General features: G+C 68.3%; 16 protein-coding genes. 10 read left to right on the top strand and 6 right to left on the bottom strand.

Going from position 1 to position 18429, the window contains the following annotated elements; all coding sequences use genetic code 11:
- Window positions 1–3: 3 nt before the first annotated feature.
- The 3 genes from boxB to PNO31109_RS09000 form a co-directional block, all read right to left on the bottom strand.
- Complete coding sequence (boxB, locus tag PNO31109_RS08990) at window positions 4–1431, bottom strand: benzoyl-CoA 2,3-epoxidase subunit BoxB (RefSeq protein ID WP_150555267.1); 1428 nt, start codon at window positions 1429–1431, stop codon at window positions 4–6.
- Between the two features lie 112 nt (window positions 1432–1543).
- Entirely contained in the window at window positions 1544–3199 is a 1656-nt protein-coding gene (boxC, locus tag PNO31109_RS08995; RefSeq protein ID WP_150555268.1) for a 2,3-epoxybenzoyl-CoA dihydrolase, read from the bottom strand.
- 111 nt (window positions 3200–3310) lie between these two features.
- Window positions 3311–4225 (bottom strand): helix-turn-helix transcriptional regulator, encoded by a 915-nt coding sequence (locus PNO31109_RS09000; protein WP_150555269.1) that lies wholly within the window; start codon window positions 4223–4225, stop codon window positions 3311–3313.
- A 251-nt stretch (window positions 4226–4476) separates the two neighbouring features.
- Here PNO31109_RS09000 and PNO31109_RS09005 point away from each other — a divergent pair, with 251 nt between their 5' ends.
- The 4 genes from PNO31109_RS09005 (at window position 4477) to PNO31109_RS09020 (ending at window position 9425) form a co-directional block, all read left to right on the top strand.
- A complete protein-coding gene (locus tag PNO31109_RS09005; RefSeq protein ID WP_150555270.1) occupies window positions 4477–4947 on the top strand; it encodes a DUF4863 family protein in 471 nt (156 codons plus the stop codon).
- A 133-nt stretch (window positions 4948–5080) separates the two neighbouring features.
- Entirely contained in the window at window positions 5081–6658 is a 1578-nt protein-coding gene (locus PNO31109_RS09010) for a 3,4-dehydroadipyl-CoA semialdehyde dehydrogenase (RefSeq protein WP_150555271.1), read from the top strand.
- A gap of 314 nt (window positions 6659–6972) precedes the next feature.
- Window positions 6973–8553 (top strand): benzoate-CoA ligase family protein, encoded by a 1581-nt coding sequence (locus PNO31109_RS09015; protein WP_150555272.1) that lies wholly within the window; start codon window positions 6973–6975, stop codon window positions 8551–8553.
- Between the two features lie 14 nt (window positions 8554–8567).
- On the top strand, window positions 8568–9425 hold the full coding sequence (locus tag PNO31109_RS09020) for an alpha/beta fold hydrolase (protein ID WP_150555273.1): 858 nt from the start codon (window positions 8568–8570) through the stop codon (window positions 9423–9425).
- A gap of 73 nt (window positions 9426–9498) precedes the next feature.
- Here the strand turns inward: PNO31109_RS09020 and selD are convergent, their stop codons facing one another.
- Window positions 9499–10578, bottom strand: coding sequence for a selenide, water dikinase SelD (gene selD, locus PNO31109_RS09025; protein WP_150555274.1), 1080 nt, complete (start codon window positions 10576–10578; stop codon window positions 9499–9501).
- A 336-nt stretch (window positions 10579–10914) separates the two neighbouring features.
- On the opposite strand from selD, the gene PNO31109_RS09030 reads away from it, so the two are divergent.
- Window positions 10915–12063, top strand: a complete 1149-nt coding sequence (locus PNO31109_RS09030) for a transglutaminase-like domain-containing protein (protein WP_150555275.1) — start codon at window positions 10915–10917, stop codon at window positions 12061–12063.
- Window positions 12064–12096: 33 nt separating this feature from the next.
- Window positions 12097–12687, top strand: a complete 591-nt coding sequence (locus PNO31109_RS09035; RefSeq protein ID WP_150555276.1) for a TlpA family protein disulfide reductase — start codon at window positions 12097–12099, stop codon at window positions 12685–12687.
- A 79-nt stretch (window positions 12688–12766) separates the two neighbouring features.
- On the opposite strand, the gene PNO31109_RS09040 is transcribed toward PNO31109_RS09035, so the two are convergent.
- Window positions 12767–13693: a LysR family transcriptional regulator gene (locus PNO31109_RS09040; RefSeq protein ID WP_150555277.1), complete on the bottom strand. Its 927-nt coding sequence runs from the start codon at window positions 13691–13693 to the stop codon at window positions 12767–12769.
- Window positions 13694–13848: 155 nt separating this feature from the next.
- Between PNO31109_RS09040 and PNO31109_RS09045 the strand changes: the two genes are divergently transcribed.
- Together PNO31109_RS09045 and PNO31109_RS09050 are read left to right on the top strand one after the other, a co-directional pair.
- On the top strand, window positions 13849–14535 hold the full coding sequence (locus tag PNO31109_RS09045; protein WP_150555278.1) for a chromate transporter: 687 nt from the start codon (window positions 13849–13851) through the stop codon (window positions 14533–14535).
- Window positions 14532–15062 carry a chromate transporter gene (locus PNO31109_RS09050; RefSeq protein WP_150555347.1) on the top strand — a complete coding sequence of 177 codons (531 nt, stop codon included), beginning with the start codon at window positions 14532–14534 and terminating at the stop codon, window positions 15060–15062. Before PNO31109_RS09045 ends, PNO31109_RS09050 begins: the two co-directional genes overlap by 4 nt.
- Before the next feature lie 47 nt (window positions 15063–15109).
- Here PNO31109_RS09050 and PNO31109_RS09055 read toward each other — a convergent pair whose 3' ends face one another.
- Window positions 15110–16477, bottom strand: coding sequence for a hypothetical protein (locus PNO31109_RS09055; protein WP_150555279.1), 1368 nt, complete (start codon window positions 16475–16477; stop codon window positions 15110–15112).
- A gap of 336 nt (window positions 16478–16813) precedes the next feature.
- Between PNO31109_RS09055 and PNO31109_RS09060 the strand changes: the two genes are divergently transcribed.
- On the top strand, window positions 16814–17440 hold the full coding sequence (locus tag PNO31109_RS09060; RefSeq protein WP_150555280.1) for a LysE family translocator: 627 nt from the start codon (window positions 16814–16816) through the stop codon (window positions 17438–17440).
- Between the two features lie 260 nt (window positions 17441–17700).
- Window positions 17701–18375: a DUF3047 domain-containing protein gene (locus tag PNO31109_RS09065; RefSeq protein ID WP_150555281.1), complete on the top strand. Its 675-nt coding sequence runs from the start codon at window positions 17701–17703 to the stop codon at window positions 18373–18375.
- Window positions 18376–18429 lie beyond the last annotated feature (54 nt).

Raw genomic sequence — 18429 nt, forward strand, 5'->3', positions numbered from 1 at the left:
CCCTTAGTTGAAACGCACGTACTCGAAATCGATCGGCTGGCGGTTGATGCCCAGCGGGGGCGGCGCGATCCAGTTCGCGAACTTGCCCGGCTCGGTCACGCGCCCCATGAGGGAGGCCACATACGCGCGGTCTTCCGACGACGGCAGCCACTCGCGCTCGTGCGCGGCCCATTCGGGCTCGCTCACCACGCGGCCGTCCGGCGACACGCGCACCCCGGCGAACGTGCCGATCTGGCGGTTGAACGCCTTGTGCGGCACCGTCAGGCGCAGGTCGATGCCGGCCTTCTCGAGCACCTTGTTCCAACGGTTCACGCCGGCAATGGAGTCCTTGATGTAATCGTCGCGCAGCACTTCGTTCATGGCGTTGAGCATCGGCACCTCGCGCTCGACGAGCTTGCCGTTGTCGACGTCCAGCAGCCGGTAGGTCTGGCCGCTGAGCTGGTGGTCGTCGTCGCGCTTGCTCTCCTCGTAGCGGCCCTTGAGGCCCGAGCTGTAGAAAATGGCGGCATTGGACGACTGGTCCGCGCCGAACAGGTCGATCGTCACGGAGTAGTGGAAGTTGATGTAGCGCTGGATGGTCGGCAGATCGATCACCCCGGCCGCGCGCAGCTTCGAGACGTCGTCCGTCTTCAGTTCGTTCATCACCTGCGCCGTGCGGCTGATCACGCGCGAGACGCCCGACTCGCCCACGAACATGTGGTGCGCCTCTTCGGTGAGCATGAACTTCGTGGTGCGGGCGAGCGGATCGAAGCCCGATTCGGCCAGCGCGGAGAGCTGGAACTTGCCGTCGCGGTCGGTGAAATACGTGAACATGTAGAACGACAGCCAGTCCGGCGTTTTCTCGTTGAACGCGCCGAGAATACGCGGATTGTCCTCGTCGCCCGAGCGGCGCCCGAGCAGCGCTTCGGCCTCTTCGCGACCGTCGCGGCCGAAGTAGCGGTGCAGCAGGTAGACCATCGCCCACAGGTGGCGCCCCTCCTCCACGTTGACCTGGAACAAGTTGCGCAGGTCGTACATCGACGGCGCGGTAAGCCCGAGGTGACGCTGCTGCTCCACCGACGCCGGCTCCGTATCGCCTTGCGTGACGATGATGCGGCGCAGGTTGGCGCGATGCTCGCCCGGCACTTCCTGCCACGCGGGCTCGCCCTTGTGCTCGCCGAAGTGAATCTTGCGATCGGCCTCGCCCGGCGTGAGGAAGATGCCCCAGCGATAGTCCGGCATCTTTACGTGATCGAAATGCGCCCAGCCGCTCGGATCGACGCTCACGGCCGTGCGCAGATAGACGTCATAGCCGTGCGAGCCCTCCGGCCCCATGTCGCCCCACCAGGACAGGAAGTTGGGCTGCCACTGCTCGAGCGCGCGTTGCAGCGTGCGGTCGTCGGACAGATTGACGTTGTTGGGGATCTTCTCGCTGTAGTTGATCGAAGCCATCGTGGGATTCCTCGTGTCTCGTATGGGTTCTGCGGATACGTCTCGCTCGCCCGCCGCCCGGCGGCGACTGCCCGGGCCGGCGCGGCCGTTCTTCGATTCGCGGGCCGGTGCGTCAGACGCGGTTCAGGTCGAACTGCGCCTTGCTGCCCTTGCCGTAGACCTTCAGCGCGCCCTTCTCGCCCACGGCGTTCGGACGGATGAAGATCCAGTTCTGCCAGGCGGACAGCCGGCCGAAGATGCGCGTGTTCATCGTCTCGCGGCCGTTGAAGCGCAGGTTCGCCTCCATGCCGGTGAGCGCGTCGGGCGACATGGCCGCACGCTCCTCGATGGCGATACGGATCTCGTCCGGCCAGTCGAGATCGTCGACCGCGGCAGTCACGAGCCCCAGGCGCTCCGCTTCGTCCGGGCGCACCGGGCGGCCGATGGTGGCGCGCACCGCTTCGATTTGCCCCGCATCCTCGTAGAAACGGCGTGCCAGACGCGACTGGTCGGTGACCATCGGCAGCAGGCCGAAGTTCACTTCCGTGAGCGTGATCGTCGGCTCGTCTTCCTCGCTGGCCGGCAGCGCGGCCATATAGGTGCGGTCCGCGGCAAACGCGAATTCGGCGAGCGTGCCGGCAAAGCACGAATCCGGCTCGATCAGCGCGAACAGCGAGCGCGAGGACACATCGATGCGGGCGAACGTGCGGCGCAGCATGCCGATCGTCTCGCGCACGAACCAGTGATCCCGGTGCGCGAGCAGCGAGGCGTCCGCGGCGAGCACGTGCTGTGCGTCGCCTTCGGTGCGCAGCAGCCAGGTGCCGATGTCGAGTTCATTGGTACGAAGATTGAGGATGGCGTCGTCAAGCTCGCGCGCCATCTTCAGCGGCCACCAGTTCACACCGGCGGCTTCGATGCCCGCAATGTCGGCCGGCGGCGCCGACTTCGGCGCCCTGACGGTCACGCTTGCCGTGTGCTTGGCGCGGTCGATTTCCACGTCGACGAATTCGTAGCGAATGGCGTCCGGCTCGTCGGTGCGTTCAATGCGCGTGAGCGTCACGCCCTTGCCGCCCGGCCGGTCGCTGCGCTGCGCGAGTTCCAGCGCGCGGGCCGAAACCGTCTGGGCGAACTGAGCCGGCTTGATCACTTCGTCGACCAGGCGCCATTGCTTGGCGCGCTCGCCGCGAATGCCTTCGACGATCGTGCAGAAGATGTCGGCGCGGTCGTGGCGCACGTGGCGCTTGTCGGTCAGACGCGTGAGGCCGCCGGTGCCCGGCAGTACGCCGAGCAGCGGCACCTCGGGCAGCGCCACCGACGACGAACGGTCGTCGACCAGATAGATCTCGTCGCACGCCAGCGCCAGCTCGTAGCCGCCGCCCGCGCACGCGCCGTTCACGGCGGCAAGGAACTTCAGGCCGGAATGGCGGCTGGAGTCCTCCAGGCCGTTGCGCGTTTCGTTCGTGAACTTACAGAAGTTGACCTTCCAGGCATGCGAGGACAGGCCGAGCATGAAGATGTTCGCGCCCGAGCAGAACACGCGATCCTTGGCGCTCGTGATCACCACCGTCTTGACTTCCGGATGCTCGAAGCGGATGCGTTGAATGGCATCGTGCAGTTCGATGTCCACGCCCAGGTCATACGAATTGAGCTTGAGCTTGTAGCCCTCGCGAATGCCGCCGTCTTCCGCGATATCGATGGCCAGCGTGGCCACCGGACCCTCGAAGCTCAGTCTCCAGTGCTTGTACTGCGTGGGGTCGGTACGGTAGTCGACGTGGGGTTTGCCGAACATGATTGCCTCCAACACGAATAATGATCTTGTTGAATTGCAATATAGTGCAGCACAAAACCCCAGTCAACCAATTTCACGACTAAAAATGAATTATTTTGCAGACACGCGAATTCAATCCGACGACAACTGCACGGCCAGGCGACCGCGCAACTGCAGATAGGCGTCCGCGAGCGCCCGGCCGCTGGTGTCGAAGCTCATGTCGGCCTTGGCGTAGAAGTCCTGACGGCCGGCCAGAATGCGCTTGAGGTCGTCCATGGCCTCGGCGTTGCCCGACATCGGCCGCAGATCGCCCTGCGCGATCACGCGCTTCATGTGTTCTTCCGGCGACGCCTGCAGCCACACCGTATAGCAATGGGTGAGCAGGAAGTTGAACGTGGCCGCGTCGCTCACGATGCCGCCGGGCGAGGCGATCACCGCACGCGGGTGCTCGGCCACCACGGCCTCCAGCGCCCGCAGTTCGTAGCGACGGTAGGCGGTGGCGCCGTAGAGCGAATAGATCTCGGACGGCGGGCAGCCCGCCAGTTGCTCGATCACCCGATTGAGTTCGACGAACGGCACGTGCATGTCGTCCGCGAGCATGCGGCCCAGCGTGGATTTGCCCGCGCCGCGCAGGCCGATGAGCGCGATGCGCCCGCGACGGTCGGGATCGCGTTCGCTGCCGGCGAACAGCTCGCTTAGCGCCTGACGCGCTCGCGTGAGTGCTTCGCCGTCGCGCCCGTGCAGGATTTCGCGAATGAGCAGCCACTCGGCCGAGGACGTCGTCTCGTCGCCGACGATTTCCGCCAATGTGCAATTTAGTGCTTGCGCGAGCTGACGCAGGAACAGCACGGACGCGTTGCCGACGCCCGACTCCAGATTGGCCACATGCCGCTCGGAGACCCCGGCGTCGAGCGCCAGCGCCTTGCGGGTCAGGCCGCGGCGCGCGCGCAGCGTGCGCACGCGCTCGCCCAGCGCGACCAGGAACGGATCCTTCTCCCCGGCACCGCGCGCCGTCGGCACCCCATCGGCTTGCGCACTCTTATTCATCAGGCGAGATCCTCGAAGCAGGTAACATGTAATATATTGCTTGACAGGCAAAATTGCATGCTCTAATTTTCACCATGCGTCGATAAAAAAGCAAACACGGCCCGGACGTTGCCGCACACCGTGATTGATCGACGTCATCTCGACAGACGGCGCGCAGGCCGCAGCCCCTGCGCCGGCCCGCAAGGCGCCCGCCGGGCGAGTGCCGGCCACGTGCCGACGAGTACGGATTGCGACGTCCCCAGGAGACACCGATGGATGTGCCCCAATTTCAGGCGCTGATTGCCGATCTCACCCGGCAACTCGACGGCCGCGCGCTCGACGCGGAACTTGCCGGCTGGCTCAACGCGCGTCACGGTGCCGGTTCCGAAACGTTCGAAACGCTCTCGGCCGCCTGCCGTACCGGCGTGGCCGAAGGCTGGCTGTGCAACCGCCAAGGCGGCGGCATTCGCTACGGCCGTGTCATCAAGCCGACGCCCGCGACGCATGGTTTTTCGGTCGACGTGGTCGACATGGCCGATCTGGCGGGCCCGCACCATGTGCATCCCAACGGCGAGATCGATCTGATCATGCCGCTCACGCCGGGGGCTACCTTCGACGGCCATCCGGCCGGCTGGTGCGTATACGGCCCCGGGTCGGCGCACCGCCCGACCGTCGCGAGCGGTCGCGCCCTCGTGCTGTACCTGCTGCCCGAAGGCGCCATCGAGTTCACGCGCGCCGCGTAAGCCGGTGGCCGCACGCCTCGCCGCCGCGCCGCCCCAGCGGCCCTTGCGTGCCCCTTTGGCGTGCCGCTTTGTCGTGCAGCTTTGGCGCTCCCCTTTTGCTTTTTTCGCTTTCTTTTCGCTTCCGATCCCAGCCATGAGCACCCCTGTCCTGCTGGAAAACCACGTCGCTGGCCAATGGGTCGCCGGCAATGGCGAGCGCACCGCGCTCACCGACCCCGTCACCGGTGACACACTGGCCTACGTTTCGAGCGCCGGCCTCGATCTCGACGCGGCCTTCGCCTTCGCGCGCGAGCGCGCCGGTCCCGCGCTACGCGCCCTGTCGTATGGCGAGCGCGCGCGGCGACTCGCGCAGATCGTCACCACCCTGCAGGCCAATCGCGACGACTACTACGCCATCGCCACGGCGAACTCGGGTACGGTCGCAAGCGACTCGGCCCTCGACATCGACGGCGCGATCTATACGTTGTCGACCTACGCCAAGCTCGGCGCGACGCTGGGCGACGCGCACACGCTGCTCGACGGCGCCGCCGTGCCGCTGGCCAAGGACGGCTCGTTCGCCGTGCGGCACGTCCTGCGTCCGACGCCGGGCGTGGCGCTCTTCATCAACGCCTTCAACTTTCCGGCCTGGGGCTTGTGGGAAAAGGCCGCGGGCGCCCTGCTCGCCGGCGTGCCCGTCATCGTGAAGCCGGCCACGTCGACCGCATGGCTCGCCCAGCGCATGGTGGCAGACGTGGTCGCCGCCGGTGTGCTGCCGCCGGGCAGCCTGTCGGTGATCTGCGGCAGCGCGGCGGGCCTGCTCGAGCGCGTCGGCCCGTTCGACGTGGTCTCGTTCACGGGCTCGGCCGACACGGCCGCCGCGCTGCGCACGCACCCCGCGTTCACCGAACGCTCCGCGCGCATCAACGTGGAGGCCGACAGCCTGAACAGCGCCCTCCTGCTGCCGGACGCCGCGCCGGGCACGGCGGCGTTCGAGCAATTCGTGCGCGAAGTGGCGCGCGAGATGACCGTCAAGTCGGGCCAGAAGTGCACGGCCATTCGTCGCGCGCTGGTGCCCGGCGAACACTTCGACGCCGTCGCCGCGGCGATCGCCGAGCGTCTGGCGGGGACCACCGTGGGCAATCCACGCAACGAAACGGTGAAGACGGGCTCGCTCGTGAGCGTCGCGCAAAAGCGGGCGGTGCTCGACGGCATTGCGCATCTGCGGGCCGAAGCGGAAACGCTCTACGACGGCAATCGCGCGGCCGCGTTCGTCGACGCCGGCCCCGACAGCGCCTGCGTGGCGCCGGTGCTGCTCGGCCTGCGCGACGGCGCGGCCGGCCAGCGCGTGCATGACACCGAAGTGTTCGGTCCGGTGGCCACGCTCATCGGCTATCGCAACGCCGACGAGGCCGTGGCCCTTGCGCGGCGCGCACAGGGCTCGCTCGTCGTTTCGCTGTTCAGCAACGACGCGCTCGCCATGCGCGAGCCCGCGCTGGCGCTGGCGAGCACCCACGGCCGCGTGCATGCCGTCGATCCCTCCGTGGCGAAGACGCAGACCGGGCACGGCAACGTCATGCCGCAGGCGCTGCATGGCGGCCCGGGCCGAGCAGGCGGTGGCGAGGAGTTGGGCGGCCTGCGCGCGTTGCGCTTCTATCACGTGCGCGCCGCCATCCAGGGCCCGGCCGCCCTCGTCGAAGCGCTGACGCAGGACGCCGTCGCGTGGGCCGGATAAACGATGCCAGACGAGGATAAATGACGCCCAACGATGCCCGACGATGCCCGACGATGCCCGCGAGGTCGCCTCGCGGCCCCGGGGCGACGCCGCGGCTGGCCCGGGCCCGGCCGCAGTAGAGCGCCGACCAGCCGCATGCCGACCGCATGCCGACCGTAATTCAGCCGTATTCCGCAGCACCAGCCGCAAGCCGTCGCAGTCAAGGTGATACCAGAGGTGCCGTCAGAGCGCCCGACAAGTCGTAAGGAACCAATGCCGCACGCGCGCCGGGCATGAAGGCGCCGCGCGCCGTGTGGTGATCCATCGGAGACAACATGGAAGCCGTACTGACCCCACCGCCGGTGAACTTCAACTTCGCCGCGCACCTGGAGGCGCTCAATCGCGAGCGCGCTGCCAAGACTGCCTATATCGACGACACGCGCACCCTCACCTACGGCGAGCTGGCCGAGCGCAGCCGGCGCTTCGCCACCGGCCTCGCGCGGGCCGGCGTTCATCGCGAAGCGCGCATCCTGCTGATCATGCTCGACACGGTCGACCTGCCCGTGGCGTTCCTGGGCGCGCTGTACGCCGGCGTGGTGCCGGTGGTCGTCAACACGCTGCTCACGGCCGACGACTACGCGTACATGATCGCGCATAGCAAGGCGCGGCTCGTGATCGCGTCCGGCGCACTCATGCCAGCCGTGCAGGCCGCGCTCGCCAAGGTCGCCGAGCGCGGTTCGCCGCCGCCGTGCGTCGTGTCGCAACCGATTGCCGCCGGGAGCGGCACTCAGACCGGCGCCCCCGTGCCGCCGACGTTCGAGGCCATGGTCGACGGGCCGCCCAGCGCACTGCCGGCCGACACCTCGGCCGACGACATTGCGTTCTGGCTCTATTCGTCGGGCTCCACGGGCAAGCCCAAGGGCACCGTACACACCCACGCCAATCTGTACTGGACGGCCGAGACTTACGCGCGCCACGTACTGGGCATTCGAGAAGACGACATCGCGTTCTCCGCCGCGAAGCTGTTCTTCGCGTATGGCCTCGGCAATGGCCTGACGTTCCCGCTCTCGGTGGGCGCGACGGTCGTGCTGATGGCCGAGCGGCCGACGGCCGAAGCTGTCGCCAGGCGCCTCGTCCAGCACCGGCCGACGATCTTCTACGGTGTGCCCACGCTCTACGCCACACTGCTCGCCTCGCCGCATCTGCCCGCACGCGAGGACGTATCGCTGCGCCTGTGCACGTCGGCCGGCGAGGCGCTGCCGCGCGAGATCGGCGAGCGCTTTACCGCGCACTTCGGCGCGGAGATTCTCGACGGCATCGGCTCGACGGAAATGCTGCACATCTTCCTGTCGAATCGCGCGGGCCGCGTGGCGTATGGCACCACGGGCGAACCGGTGCCCGGCTATGCCGTGGAATTGCGCGACGAGAACGGCAAGCCCGTGCCGGACGGCGAGATCGGCGATCTGTACATCAAGGGCCCGAGCGCGGCGCTCATGTACTGGTGCAATCGCGAAAAGTCGCGCGCCACGTTCCTCGGCGAGTGGCTCAAGAGCGGCGACAAGTACCAGCGTCTGCCCAATGGGTATTACGTCTATGCCGGGCGCAGTGACGATATGCTCAAGGTGAGCGGCCAATACGTCTCGCCCATCGAAGTGGAGATGGTGCTGATGCAGCACGACGCCGTGCTCGAGGCGGGGGTCGTGGGACGCGACGACAACGGCCTGACGAAGACGCGGGCGTTCGTCGTGCTCAAGCCTGGCGTGACGCCGACCGACGCGATGGCCGCGGAGCTCAAGGCCTTCGTCAAGGCGCGCCTCGCGCCGCACAAATATCCGCGTGAGCTGGTGTTCGTCGACGATCTGCCGAAGACGGCCACCGGCAAGGTGCAGCGCTTCAAGCTGCGCGAGTTGCTATAGGAGACGAAGAGACAATGTCGGACGTTCAGTTCGCCCGAATCGAGACGCCCTCGCACGGCGCGCTCTCGCTGGAGTACCGCTGGATCCATCCCGAGCGCACCGACGCTGCGCTGCTGGTCTTTCTGCACGAGGGGCTCGGCTCGGTGGCGATGTGGAAGGACTGGCCGCAGCAGTTGTGCGACGCGGGCGGCTACCGCGGTCTGGTGTACTCGCGCAACGGCTACGGTCGCTCCACACCGCGCCCGCCCGGCGAGAAATGGCCGGTCGACTTCATGCATCGTCAGGCGCGCGAAGTGCTGCCCGCATTCCTCGATGCCGTGGGCGTGGGCCCCGATCAGGCGTCGCGCACCTGGCTTGTCGGCCACAGCGACGGCGGCTCGATCGCGCTGCTGTTCTCGGCGGCCTTCCCCGAGCGACTGGCCGGCGCGGTCGTGATGGCCCCGCATCTGTTCGTCGAGGACGTGTCGATCGAGAGCATCGCGAAGACGAAGACCGTCTACGAGACGACCGATCTGCGCGCGAAGCTCGCACGCTACCACGACGACGTGGATTCGGCCTTCTGGGGATGGAACGATATCTGGCTGAACCCGGCGTTTCGCGAATGGAATCTGGTCGGCGCGGTAGCAAGCATTTCAAGGCCGTTGCTGGCGATCCAGGGCGAGGACGACGAATACGGCACCATGGCGCAGATGGACAGCATTGCCGCGCATGTGCCGCATGCGAGCGTGGTGAAACTGCCCGCATGTGGACATTCGCCGCATCGCGACGCGCCGAAGCCGCTGGGCGAGGCGATCGTCGCGTTCATCGACCGGCATCGCGGCGCCGGTGACGGTCGCGGACCGGCCAATGGCAAGGACCGGGCGGCGGCGTAGGTCGCGCACGGGCCGCACGGGCCGCACGGGCCGCATAAGGCGGCGACAACTCTTGCATGTGCGGCGGCGCGTATCAGATCACGCGCACGCCCGGCTGGCCCGGACGCATCGCGCCGACGATGCCCGCCTCGTCGAAGCCATCGGCGCGGAACACGGCGAGCACGTCGTCCACGGCGCCCGGTGCGCACGACACCAGCAGGCCGCCGGCCGTCTGCGGGTCGCACAGCAGGTCGCGATCGCGATCGGTCAGCCGCTCGCCAAGCTCGACCGACGCGCCATACGAGGCCCAGTTGCGACCCGATGCGCCTGTCACGCAGCCCTTGTCGGCCAGCTCGCGCACGCCGTCGAAGAGCGGCACGTCGGACATGCGCAGATAGGCGGCGAGATTCGCGCCGCGGCACATCTCGAGCGTGTGACCGAGCAGGCCGAAGCCCGTGACGTCGGTCAGCGCATGCACGCCCGGCAGCGCGGCGAGCGCGGGCCCGACCCGATTCAGGCGCGTGGTGGCGTCGATCATGCGGCGATACCCCGCCTCGTCGAGTTGGTTCTTCTTGAGCGCCGCGGACATCACGCCCACGCCGAGCGGCTTGCCGAGCACGAGCACGTCGCCGGCCTGCGCGTCCGCGTTGCGCTTGAGCCGCTTCGGATGCACCACGCCAAGCGCGGCCAGGCCGTAGATCGGTTCGACCGAATCGATGCTGTGGCCGCCAGCGATCGGGATGCCGGCTTCGGCGCAGATCGACTCGCCGCCGCGCAGGATGTCGCGAATCGTCTCGCGCGGCAGCACGTTGATCGGCATGCCGACGATGGCGAGCGCGAAGATCGGCTTGCCGCCCATGGCGTAGATGTCGGACAGTGCGTTGGTTGCCGCGATGCGGCCGAAGTCGAACGGATCGTCGACGATCGGCATGAAGAAGTCCGTGGTGGCGATAATCGCCTGTTCGTCGTTGAGCTGATAGACCGCCGCGTCGTCCGACGTTTCGGTGCCGACGAGCAGCGCGGCCGGTGCGGGCAGCGGCGTCTCGTTGCGCGCGAGCAGTTCCGAGAGCACGCCCGGCGCGATTTTGCAGCCGCAGCCGCCGCCGTGCGAAAGCGAAGTCAGACGCGGAGCCGCCGCTGCGGCGCCCGCTTGGGTTGCATCGTTTGCGGTCATGGTGGTTGGGTTCGTTGAATGGCCGGAGCGCGCCGCCAGGCCGTCTGCCGTGCGCGCAGCGCACACGGGCTCCGGAATGACGACAGTTTGCCAAAAGTCGACGTATTATGGTGCAGCTTTGGCGCCCTGACTCGTTGTGATGCGTCGCGATTCGTGGTGACTCGTGGTGACTCGTGGTGATTCGTCGTGATGCGCTCCGATGCGTCGCGAAATGGCTTCGATCCGGCGGTCGACGGCGTCCATGCTACCGCTTCACATCGTCCCTGCATGGGACATTCGAGCGCAGCACCCTAACCACCATGCGCCGTGAGCGCTGACGCACAAGGGGACTTCATCATGCAACGCCGTCGTTTTCTCTCGCTGGGCGCCTGCGCCCTTCCCGTATCCTTCCTGTCCACCTCGCTCGTCACGGGCGGCGCACATGCCGCGCCCGCACGCGCCGCGGCGCCGAGCGCCGCCGAAGGCTGGCGCACGTTCGAGCTGACCACGCAGGTCGACCTGCCGGCAACGAACGCGCCGGCCAATGTCTGGCTGCCCGTCGCGACCACGCCGTCCGGCGGCTATCAACAGGCGCTCGGCGCGCGCTGGGAAGCCCCCGGGGCGAACGCCGAGGTGCGCACGGTGCGCGGCGCCGCCGGCATCGACGTGCCGATGCTCGCCGTAGCGTGGCCCGGCGGCGGCGAACCGACGGCGCGCCGGGTGACGCTCGTCAACACTTTCGCCACACGCGATCGCCGCGTCGATCTGTCGCGGCCGCCATCGGCCAACGCGCCGCGCGAGTCGCCGCAGGTACTGCGCCGCTACCTCCAGCCGACCGAGCTTCAACCGACCGACGGTCTCGTGCGCGAGACGGCCGAGAAAATCACACGCGCTCGGCAAGGCGACGTGGAGAAGGCGCGGGCCATCTACCAATGGATCGTGGAGAACTGTCGCCGCGAAGGCGCCGTGCGCGGCTGCGGCACGGGCGACGTGCGCTACATGCTCACCACCGGCAATCTGGCCGGCAAGTGCGCCGACATCAACGCGCTCTTCACCGCGCTCGCCCGCTCGGTCGGCATCCCGGCGCGCGACGCTTACGGCGTGCGCGTGGCGAGCTCGCGCCATGGCTTCAACAGTCTGGGCAAGGCGGGCGACGTCACCCGGGCGCAGCACTGCCGCGCCGAGTTCTACGCCGCCGGTTACGGCTGGGTGCCCGTCGATCCGGCCGACGTGCGCAAGGTCGTGCTCGAGGAAGTGCCCGGCGGCCTGCCGCTCGATGACCTCAAGGTGCGTGCCGCGCGCGCAATGCTCTTCGGTCAGTGGGAGATGAACTGGGTGGCGTTCAACCACGGCGCCGATATCGCGTTGCCCGGGGCGCGGACGGCCGGCGACGGCACCGTGCCGTTTCTCATGTATCCGAACGGCGAAGTGGCGCACGCGCGGCTCGACAGCCTCGATCCCGACACGTTCCGCTATCGCATGACCGCTCGCGAGCTCACTGCCTGAGCGGCGCCCCCGCTCGCCTGGGAGAAGATCACGATGCAACGCCGTCATTTTTTCCACACGCTCGCCGCCGGGGCCGCTTGCGCGCTCGGCGGACCGGGCGCGCGGGCCTTCGCGGCCGGCGCCCCGGGCAGCGAAGTCGACGACCGCGCGCTTGCCGGCACGTCCGGCGGCACGCTCTCGGCCTGGCGCGGCGAGACGCCGGCGTTCACGCTCGAGGCGCTCGACGGCAAGGCGCGATCGCTCTCCGACTGGCGCGGCAGCGTCGTCATCCTGAATTTCTGGGCGACGTGGTGCGGGCCCTGCCGCGAGGAGATCCCGGCGATGGGGCGGGTCGCGCGCCAGTATCGCAGCCGCGCACTGGCGCTCGTGGCCGTGAACTACAAGGAGCCGCCCACGACCGTGGCGCCATTCATCGCCCGGCTGCCGATCGACGGCACGGTACTGCTCGACCGCGACGGCGCGGTCTACAGGCGCTTCGGGTCGCTGGGCCTGCCCGCGACGTATCTCGTCGATCGCGAAGGCAAGGCCCGCTTCTGGCGCATGGGCGAACTCGACTGGAGCGACGTGGGCCTGCACGGACACATCGAGGCCCTGCTCGGCAAGCAAGGCGGTGCGGTGACGTGAGCGCCGCGAGCGCGCGAGACGCCGGCACATGCGCGAGGCGCGCACCGAAGGCCGAACGGTCCGGTTGCCCCCGTCCCTTTCAGGGTCTGGCAACGAACGATTGCGCCGTGGCCCGCACGTGATCGAGCAGGCGCGCGCTCGGCCCGGCAAGCACGCCTTCGCGATAGGCGAAGTGCAGCGGTGCGCGCGGCGCGGGCGAGAGCGGCCGATAGACGATGCCCTCGATCTGCATGCGCATGAGCGAAGCGGGCACCACCGACACGCCGAGCCCTGCGGCGACCAGCGAGAGCGTGGAGAGCAGGCGCGGCGCCTCCTGTTCGATGTTCGGACTGAAGCCCGCGCTGTGGCACGCGGCGATGATGGCGTCGTATAGCCCCTGTCCGGTGCGGCGCCGATAGAGGATCAGCTTTTCCGCCGCGACGGCCGTCATCGGCACGGCCGCTTTGCCTGCACGCCCCGTCAGCGCGAGCGCATGCGCCGAGGGCACCGCCAGCACCATCGCTTCCTCGAGCACCGGCACGAACGCGATCTGCCCGATGTCGCCTTGCGGCTGACGGATGAAGGCCGCGTCGAGCTGCCCGTCGCGCAGGCCGTCGAGCAGCTCGCTGGTGCTGCTCTCGTCGAGCATGAGCGAAACCGACGGCGCGTCGCGTCGGAAGGCGCGAATGACCGTCGGCACGAACGGATGCAATGCCGATGAACTCGTGAAGCCGACCGACAGGCGCCCCTTGATGCCGGCAGCGACGCGGCGCACGTCGTCGACGGCCTGATCGAGCTTGCGCACGACCTCGCAGGCGTCCGCGAGAAAGGCCTGGCCGGCGTCCGTGAGCGCCATGCCGCGTGGCAGCCGGTCGAACAGCGTAACGCCCAGTTGCGTCTCGAGCACGCGGATCTGCTGCGAGAGCGGCGGCTGCCCAATGCCCAGGCGCTCCGCGGCGCGCGTCATGTGCCCCGTTTCGGCCACTGCAATGAAATAGCGCAACAGGCGCACGTCGATATTTGCCATATTGATCCAATATGAATTAAGTCACTTCCATATATTGGACAATATAGCGCAATCGGCCTACGCTGACGGTATCCCGTGCGGCACGCGCACCACGCCTTCTCGGTGGCGCGGCAGCCTGACGGCCCCACAGCAGTTGCGCTTTCAGAAGATTCGCCATGAGTATTCCGGCTCCCTCCTCTCCCCCTGCCGGGCAGGACGCCAGCCCCGTCCCCACCCCGTCGTCCCCGTCTCTCGAACGACGCAGGCCGCGCGAACCTCGCGCTGCCCGCGAATCCCGGGATTCGCGCCCTCCCGACGCGACCGACGCCATCGGCACGCCGAGCCTGCGCGCCCTCTTTCTCGGCTTTCTCGGCCTGGGCATGACCGCCTTTGGCGGCGCGTTGCCGCTCGCGCGACGCATGGTCGTCGAGAAGCACCGCTGGGTCTCGCCTGGCGAATTCACCGATCTGCTGGGTCTGTGCCAGTTTCTGCCCGGCGGCAACATCATCAACCTCTCGGTGGCGCTCGGCATGCGCTTTCACGGGTGGCGCGGCGCGCTCGCGTCGATCCTCGGACTGATCGCGGCGCCCTCGGCGGTGGTGATCGTGCTCGGCATGATCTACCAGCGTTTCCAGAACGATCCGCACGTGAAGCATCTGTTCGCGGGGCTCGCGGCCGCCGCAGCGGGGTTGCTCGTTCAGATGGCGTGGAAGGTGGCGTGGCCGCTGCGCAGGTCGGTCGTGCTCGGCGGCGTGGCGCTCGCATGTTTCATTGCGATTGCCGTGCTGCGCGTGCCGCTCGTCCTGACCATGCTCGTGATGACGCCGATTTCGATCTATGCCACATGGCGGGTGTCGCAATGACCGGCACGCTCGTCTCGCTTGCGCTCATCTTCACGCAGTTGTCCGTACTGGCGTTCGGCGGCGGCAACACCATCCTGCCCGAGATGGAGCGCCAGGTCGTGGACCTGCACCACTGGATGACGTCCGAGGAATTCAGCGCGCTGTTCGCGCTCGGGCAGGCCGCGCCCGGGCCGAACCTCATGATCGTGACACTGGTCGGCTGGCATGTTGCCGGCTGGCAGGGCATGCTCGTCACGTCGCTGGCGAAGTTCGGACCGTCGTCGCTCATTACGGTGGCTGTGCTGCATTTGTGGGAGCGCTTCCGGGACCGGCCGTGGCGCCGCATCGTCCAGGCTGGTCTGGCGCCGATGACGGCCGGTCTCGTGGCCGCGAGCGCCGCACTCATCGCCCAGGCGTCGGCCACGTCGTGGTTGCTGGCGGGAATCACCGCGAGCGTGGCCGTGCTGGCCATCCGCACGCGCGTGCATCCGCTGTGGTGGCTCGCGGCGGGCAGTGTCGCGGGGCTGCTGGGCGGCGCCTATCTTTGACGTCCGTCACATTTGCCACATCCACCACTTCAGCCACTTCAGCCGCTTCAGTCGCTTCGGCCGCCCCCGGGGACGCGCGCCTCGCCGGCTTGGCGGCCGACGGCCACGACGCGGGCATATGACGTGCGCCAGTGATCGCGCCCCAGTTCGCGGATGCCGTCGACCAGATGCACCCACTCGAGCGAGCCGATCACCAGCGCCGGCGGTGTGTCGCCGCGGGCGAGCGCCGCCAGGCGGGGCGGACACGGTTCGCGCCGGGGCGGCATGCCCGCGAGCAGCATGAGCCGCGCGATCCACTGAGCGGTGTCCATCGACAGCGCGGGCGTGACGCCGTCGCTGCGGCGCGGCGTCGGTTCGTCCGACCAATGCCAGACGCGGCGCGCGCTGACGCCCGAGCGTGTGGCGGTCCCGAGCGCCGCGATTACGTTCTCGCAGCACAGACCGCGTTGGGCCGCCAACGCCAGCGCGCTTTGCGCCAGAGCGCGCCAGTCGCCCACGCCGCCGCAGTCGTTGCGCACGCTCGCGGCAATCAGGCGGACGACGCGCGATCGCACGCGCCGCAACGCTCCGGGGTCGGTCAGACGAAGGCGGGCGGCGCGGGTCTTGTCCGACAGATCGGCGGTCGTTTCGGCCGGATCGAAAAGCTGCACGTCCACGGGGTGGACGCTGAACGTCGGCGAATCCTCCTCGTCGTGGCGCCAGTCGGGCTCCAGACGTTCCCGCAGCAGTGTGAACGCGTCGTCGAAGCGGATCAGCGACGGCTTGTCGTCGTCGATCCGGAGCGCGCGACGCCAGGCGCCGGGCAGGCGAAAGCCCAGGCCGTGTGCGAGCAACTGACTCAATGCCATCACGCGATCGCTTTGCGCGAGCGAGCTTTGTGGTGCATCCGCCACGTGCAGGACGAGCGCTTGCGCGATTTCCCGTTCGGCGAGTTGGCGACGGTTCACGGGATCCGGGTAACGGCTGTCGTGCGTGGCCTCGAAGGCGGCGAAGCACTGGCGCATGGCGCTCGTGTCGCCCAGCGTGCGGCGGCGCAGTTGCGCGTGCGTCTGCACGCCCCAGCGGCGCTGCGCCGGCTCGCCCGATGCGAGAGCCGCTTCGAGGGCGCGCCATTCCGGAGCAAGGCATCGATACATTGCACCGATCGTGAGGACGCCCAGCGCGCAGGCGAACGCGACGTCGAGCGAGCCTGGCAGGCCCGCGCCGTTGGACGCGGCGTATGCGCCCCCGGGGCCGGCCCGGCCCCATGTGCCGGCGAATGCGGCGTCGGGCGCCTGCAGCGCGCCTTCGCGCGGGCCTTGTCGGGCGCTCACGAAATTGTCGCGAAATCCTCCACAGACGCCGTGGGCCGCCTGCACGCCGGCGCGCAGAACGGTGCCCATCGTGGCGGATACGGCATCGGCCATCCACGGCATTTCGGATCTCCTTGGCCGCGTTGCGGCGGGTGTCAAAGGCGGCATGCTGCGCCGCGCCGACGCGGCGCGCTTCAGGATTCGCCCGGCGGCCGGCGCTTTTCGGCAGGGTCCGTCGCGCCCGGGAGAGGCAGGCGCCAGGGCGGGCAAGAGAGCCAGCAAGGGGCCAAGTGAGCGGCCAAGCGCGGGGCCAAGCGAGGGGGCAAGCGAGAAGCCAAGCAAGGCAGCCGGAAGGGGACGCCGGCAAACCGGCCCGGAATCTGGGATGATGTCGCCTGTCACCCCATCGCGCGCGGCCGGCCTGGCAGTTGGCGGCGCGCCCGACGCTACGGAGCTGCCATGCCGACCATTGCCACGCTTGCCACGTTTGTCGCAGTCGTTCTCGGGCTGTTTCTCATTCCGGGCCCGGCGGTGCTGCTCACCATCACGCGGACCGTCCAGGGCGGGCGCCGGGCAGGTGTCATGACCGGCATGGGCATTGCGATGGGTGATCTTGTCCACACGTTATGTGCCGCCGTGGGACTGTCGGCAGTGCTGATGACCTCGGCGTTGGCGTTCGACGTAGTGAAATACGTGGGCGCGGCCTATCTCGTCTATCTGGGCGTCAAGGCATTGCGCGAGCGTCCCTCCGATCCGCGGTTGCCTGGCGCGCCGAGCGTGTCGCCTTCGCGGGCATTCGTGCAGGCGGTGGCGACCGAGGTGCTCAATCCCAAGACGGCGCTGTTCTTTCTGGCGTTCATGCCGCAATTCGTGCACGCGAGCGAGGGCAACGTGTTTCTGCAGTTCTTGGTGCTGGGCCTCGTGTTCGTGGCGATGAGCGCGATATACACGTCGGCGATTGCACTGTCGGTGCGACCGCTTGGCAAGTTCGTGCGCCGCTTCACGTGGCTGCTGCGCTGGCAAGGCAAGATCATCGGCGCCCTCTTCATCGGCCTGGGATTGCGAGTGGCGCTGCAACAGCGCTGAGCGCCCGGTCGCCTGGGTAACATTGCAACCTCACAATGCCGGAGTCGTCTGCCATGGCTCGCCCTTCATCAGGTTCATTGCTGAGTTTGTTGCCGGGTCCGCCGTCGCGCACGGATGCGCCCGCCCTGCCGTGTCGGCCGTGTCGGCCGTGGCGTTCGCGCGGGCGCGGCGGGACACTCGCCCCTTCTCTCTGGCTTTCTCTGTGTCTGTCGTTCGCGACGTCGCTCACGTTCCCGGCGGCGGCGCAGGCGGCCGAAGGAATGGCCGATGCGGGCGGCGCCACTGTATTTTCCAGGGCGGCGGCGGGTACCGCGTTGCCGGCGGGCTGGCAAAACCTGCCGGTCGTGAAGGGCAAGAAGCTCACGGCGTACACCGTCGTGGCCGACGGCGGGCGCAACGTCATCGAAGCGAAGTCGGCCGACTCGGCCTCGGCGCTGATGGCCAAGGGGGACGGGATCGACGTGAGCGCCACGCCGATCGTGTCGTGGCGGTGGAAGGTGGAGCAGGCGATTCCCGGGGCGGATAACCGGGTGGCCGACAAAGAGGATTCGCCGGCGCGGCTGGTCTTTTTCTTCGACGGCGACAAGTCGACGTTGCCGTTCGGCGACCGGGCGGCGATGACATTGGCCAAGGCCGGCGGTGAAGACTTGCCGTATGCCACGCTCATGTACGTCTGGTCCAACGATGCAGCGCCGGGCGGGGTCATCGAAAATCCGCATACCGATCGCGTGCAGATGATCGTGGTGGCGGGTGGCGAGGCGTCGTTGGGCAAGTGGCAGACGTTCACGCGCAACCTCGCAGCCGACTACGAACGCGTCTACCGGGAGAAGCCGGGCAGGCTGCTCGGATACGGCCTATTCACTGACAGCGACAATACCCATGCGAGCGCGCATGCGTGGTATGGCGACGTGCGTTTCGGCACAGTGAAGCCGTGAGCCGGATGGGGAGCGGCAAGGCGCAGGGCAAGACGGCAGGCAAGGCGCAAGGCA

This window comes from Pandoraea nosoerga (assembly GCF_902459585.1).
Taxonomy (GTDB): Bacteria; Pseudomonadota; Gammaproteobacteria; order Burkholderiales; family Burkholderiaceae; genus Pandoraea; species Pandoraea nosoerga.

Excerpts from the sequence above, each read along its gene's own strand:
- PNO31109_RS09050 (WP_150555347.1), top strand. The coding sequence starts at position 14,532 with ATGACCGGCACGCTCGTCTCGCTTGCGCTCATCTTCACGCAGTTGTCC.
- PNO31109_RS09030 (WP_150555275.1), top strand. The coding sequence starts at position 10,915 with ATGCAACGCCGTCGTTTTCTCTCGCTGGGCGCCTGCGCCCTTCCCGTA.
- boxB (WP_150555267.1), bottom strand. The coding sequence starts at position 1,431 with ATGGCTTCGATCAACTACAGCGAGAAGATCCCCAACAACGTCAATCTG.
- PNO31109_RS09060 (WP_150555280.1), top strand. The coding sequence starts at position 16,814 with ATGCCGACCATTGCCACGCTTGCCACGTTTGTCGCAGTCGTTCTCGGG.
- PNO31109_RS09040 (WP_150555277.1), bottom strand. The coding sequence starts at position 13,693 with ATGGCAAATATCGACGTGCGCCTGTTGCGCTATTTCATTGCAGTGGCC.
- PNO31109_RS09055 (WP_150555279.1), bottom strand. The coding sequence starts at position 16,477 with ATGCCGTGGATGGCCGATGCCGTATCCGCCACGATGGGCACCGTTCTG.
- PNO31109_RS09020 (WP_150555273.1), top strand. The coding sequence starts at position 8,568 with ATGTCGGACGTTCAGTTCGCCCGAATCGAGACGCCCTCGCACGGCGCG.
- PNO31109_RS09065 (WP_150555281.1), top strand. The coding sequence starts at position 17,701 with ATGGCCGATGCGGGCGGCGCCACTGTATTTTCCAGGGCGGCGGCGGGT.
- PNO31109_RS09005 (WP_150555270.1), top strand. The coding sequence starts at position 4,477 with ATGGATGTGCCCCAATTTCAGGCGCTGATTGCCGATCTCACCCGGCAA.
- boxC (WP_150555268.1), bottom strand. The coding sequence starts at position 3,199 with ATGTTCGGCAAACCCCACGTCGACTACCGTACCGACCCCACGCAGTAC.
- PNO31109_RS09045 (WP_150555278.1), top strand. The coding sequence starts at position 13,849 with ATGAGTATTCCGGCTCCCTCCTCTCCCCCTGCCGGGCAGGACGCCAGC.
- PNO31109_RS09010 (WP_150555271.1), top strand. The coding sequence starts at position 5,081 with ATGAGCACCCCTGTCCTGCTGGAAAACCACGTCGCTGGCCAATGGGTC.
- selD (WP_150555274.1), bottom strand. The coding sequence starts at position 10,578 with ATGACCGCAAACGATGCAACCCAAGCGGGCGCCGCAGCGGCGGCTCCG.
- PNO31109_RS09035 (WP_150555276.1), top strand. The coding sequence starts at position 12,097 with ATGCAACGCCGTCATTTTTTCCACACGCTCGCCGCCGGGGCCGCTTGC.
- PNO31109_RS09015 (WP_150555272.1), top strand. The coding sequence starts at position 6,973 with ATGGAAGCCGTACTGACCCCACCGCCGGTGAACTTCAACTTCGCCGCG.
- PNO31109_RS09000 (WP_150555269.1), bottom strand. The coding sequence starts at position 4,225 with ATGAATAAGAGTGCGCAAGCCGATGGGGTGCCGACGGCGCGCGGTGCC.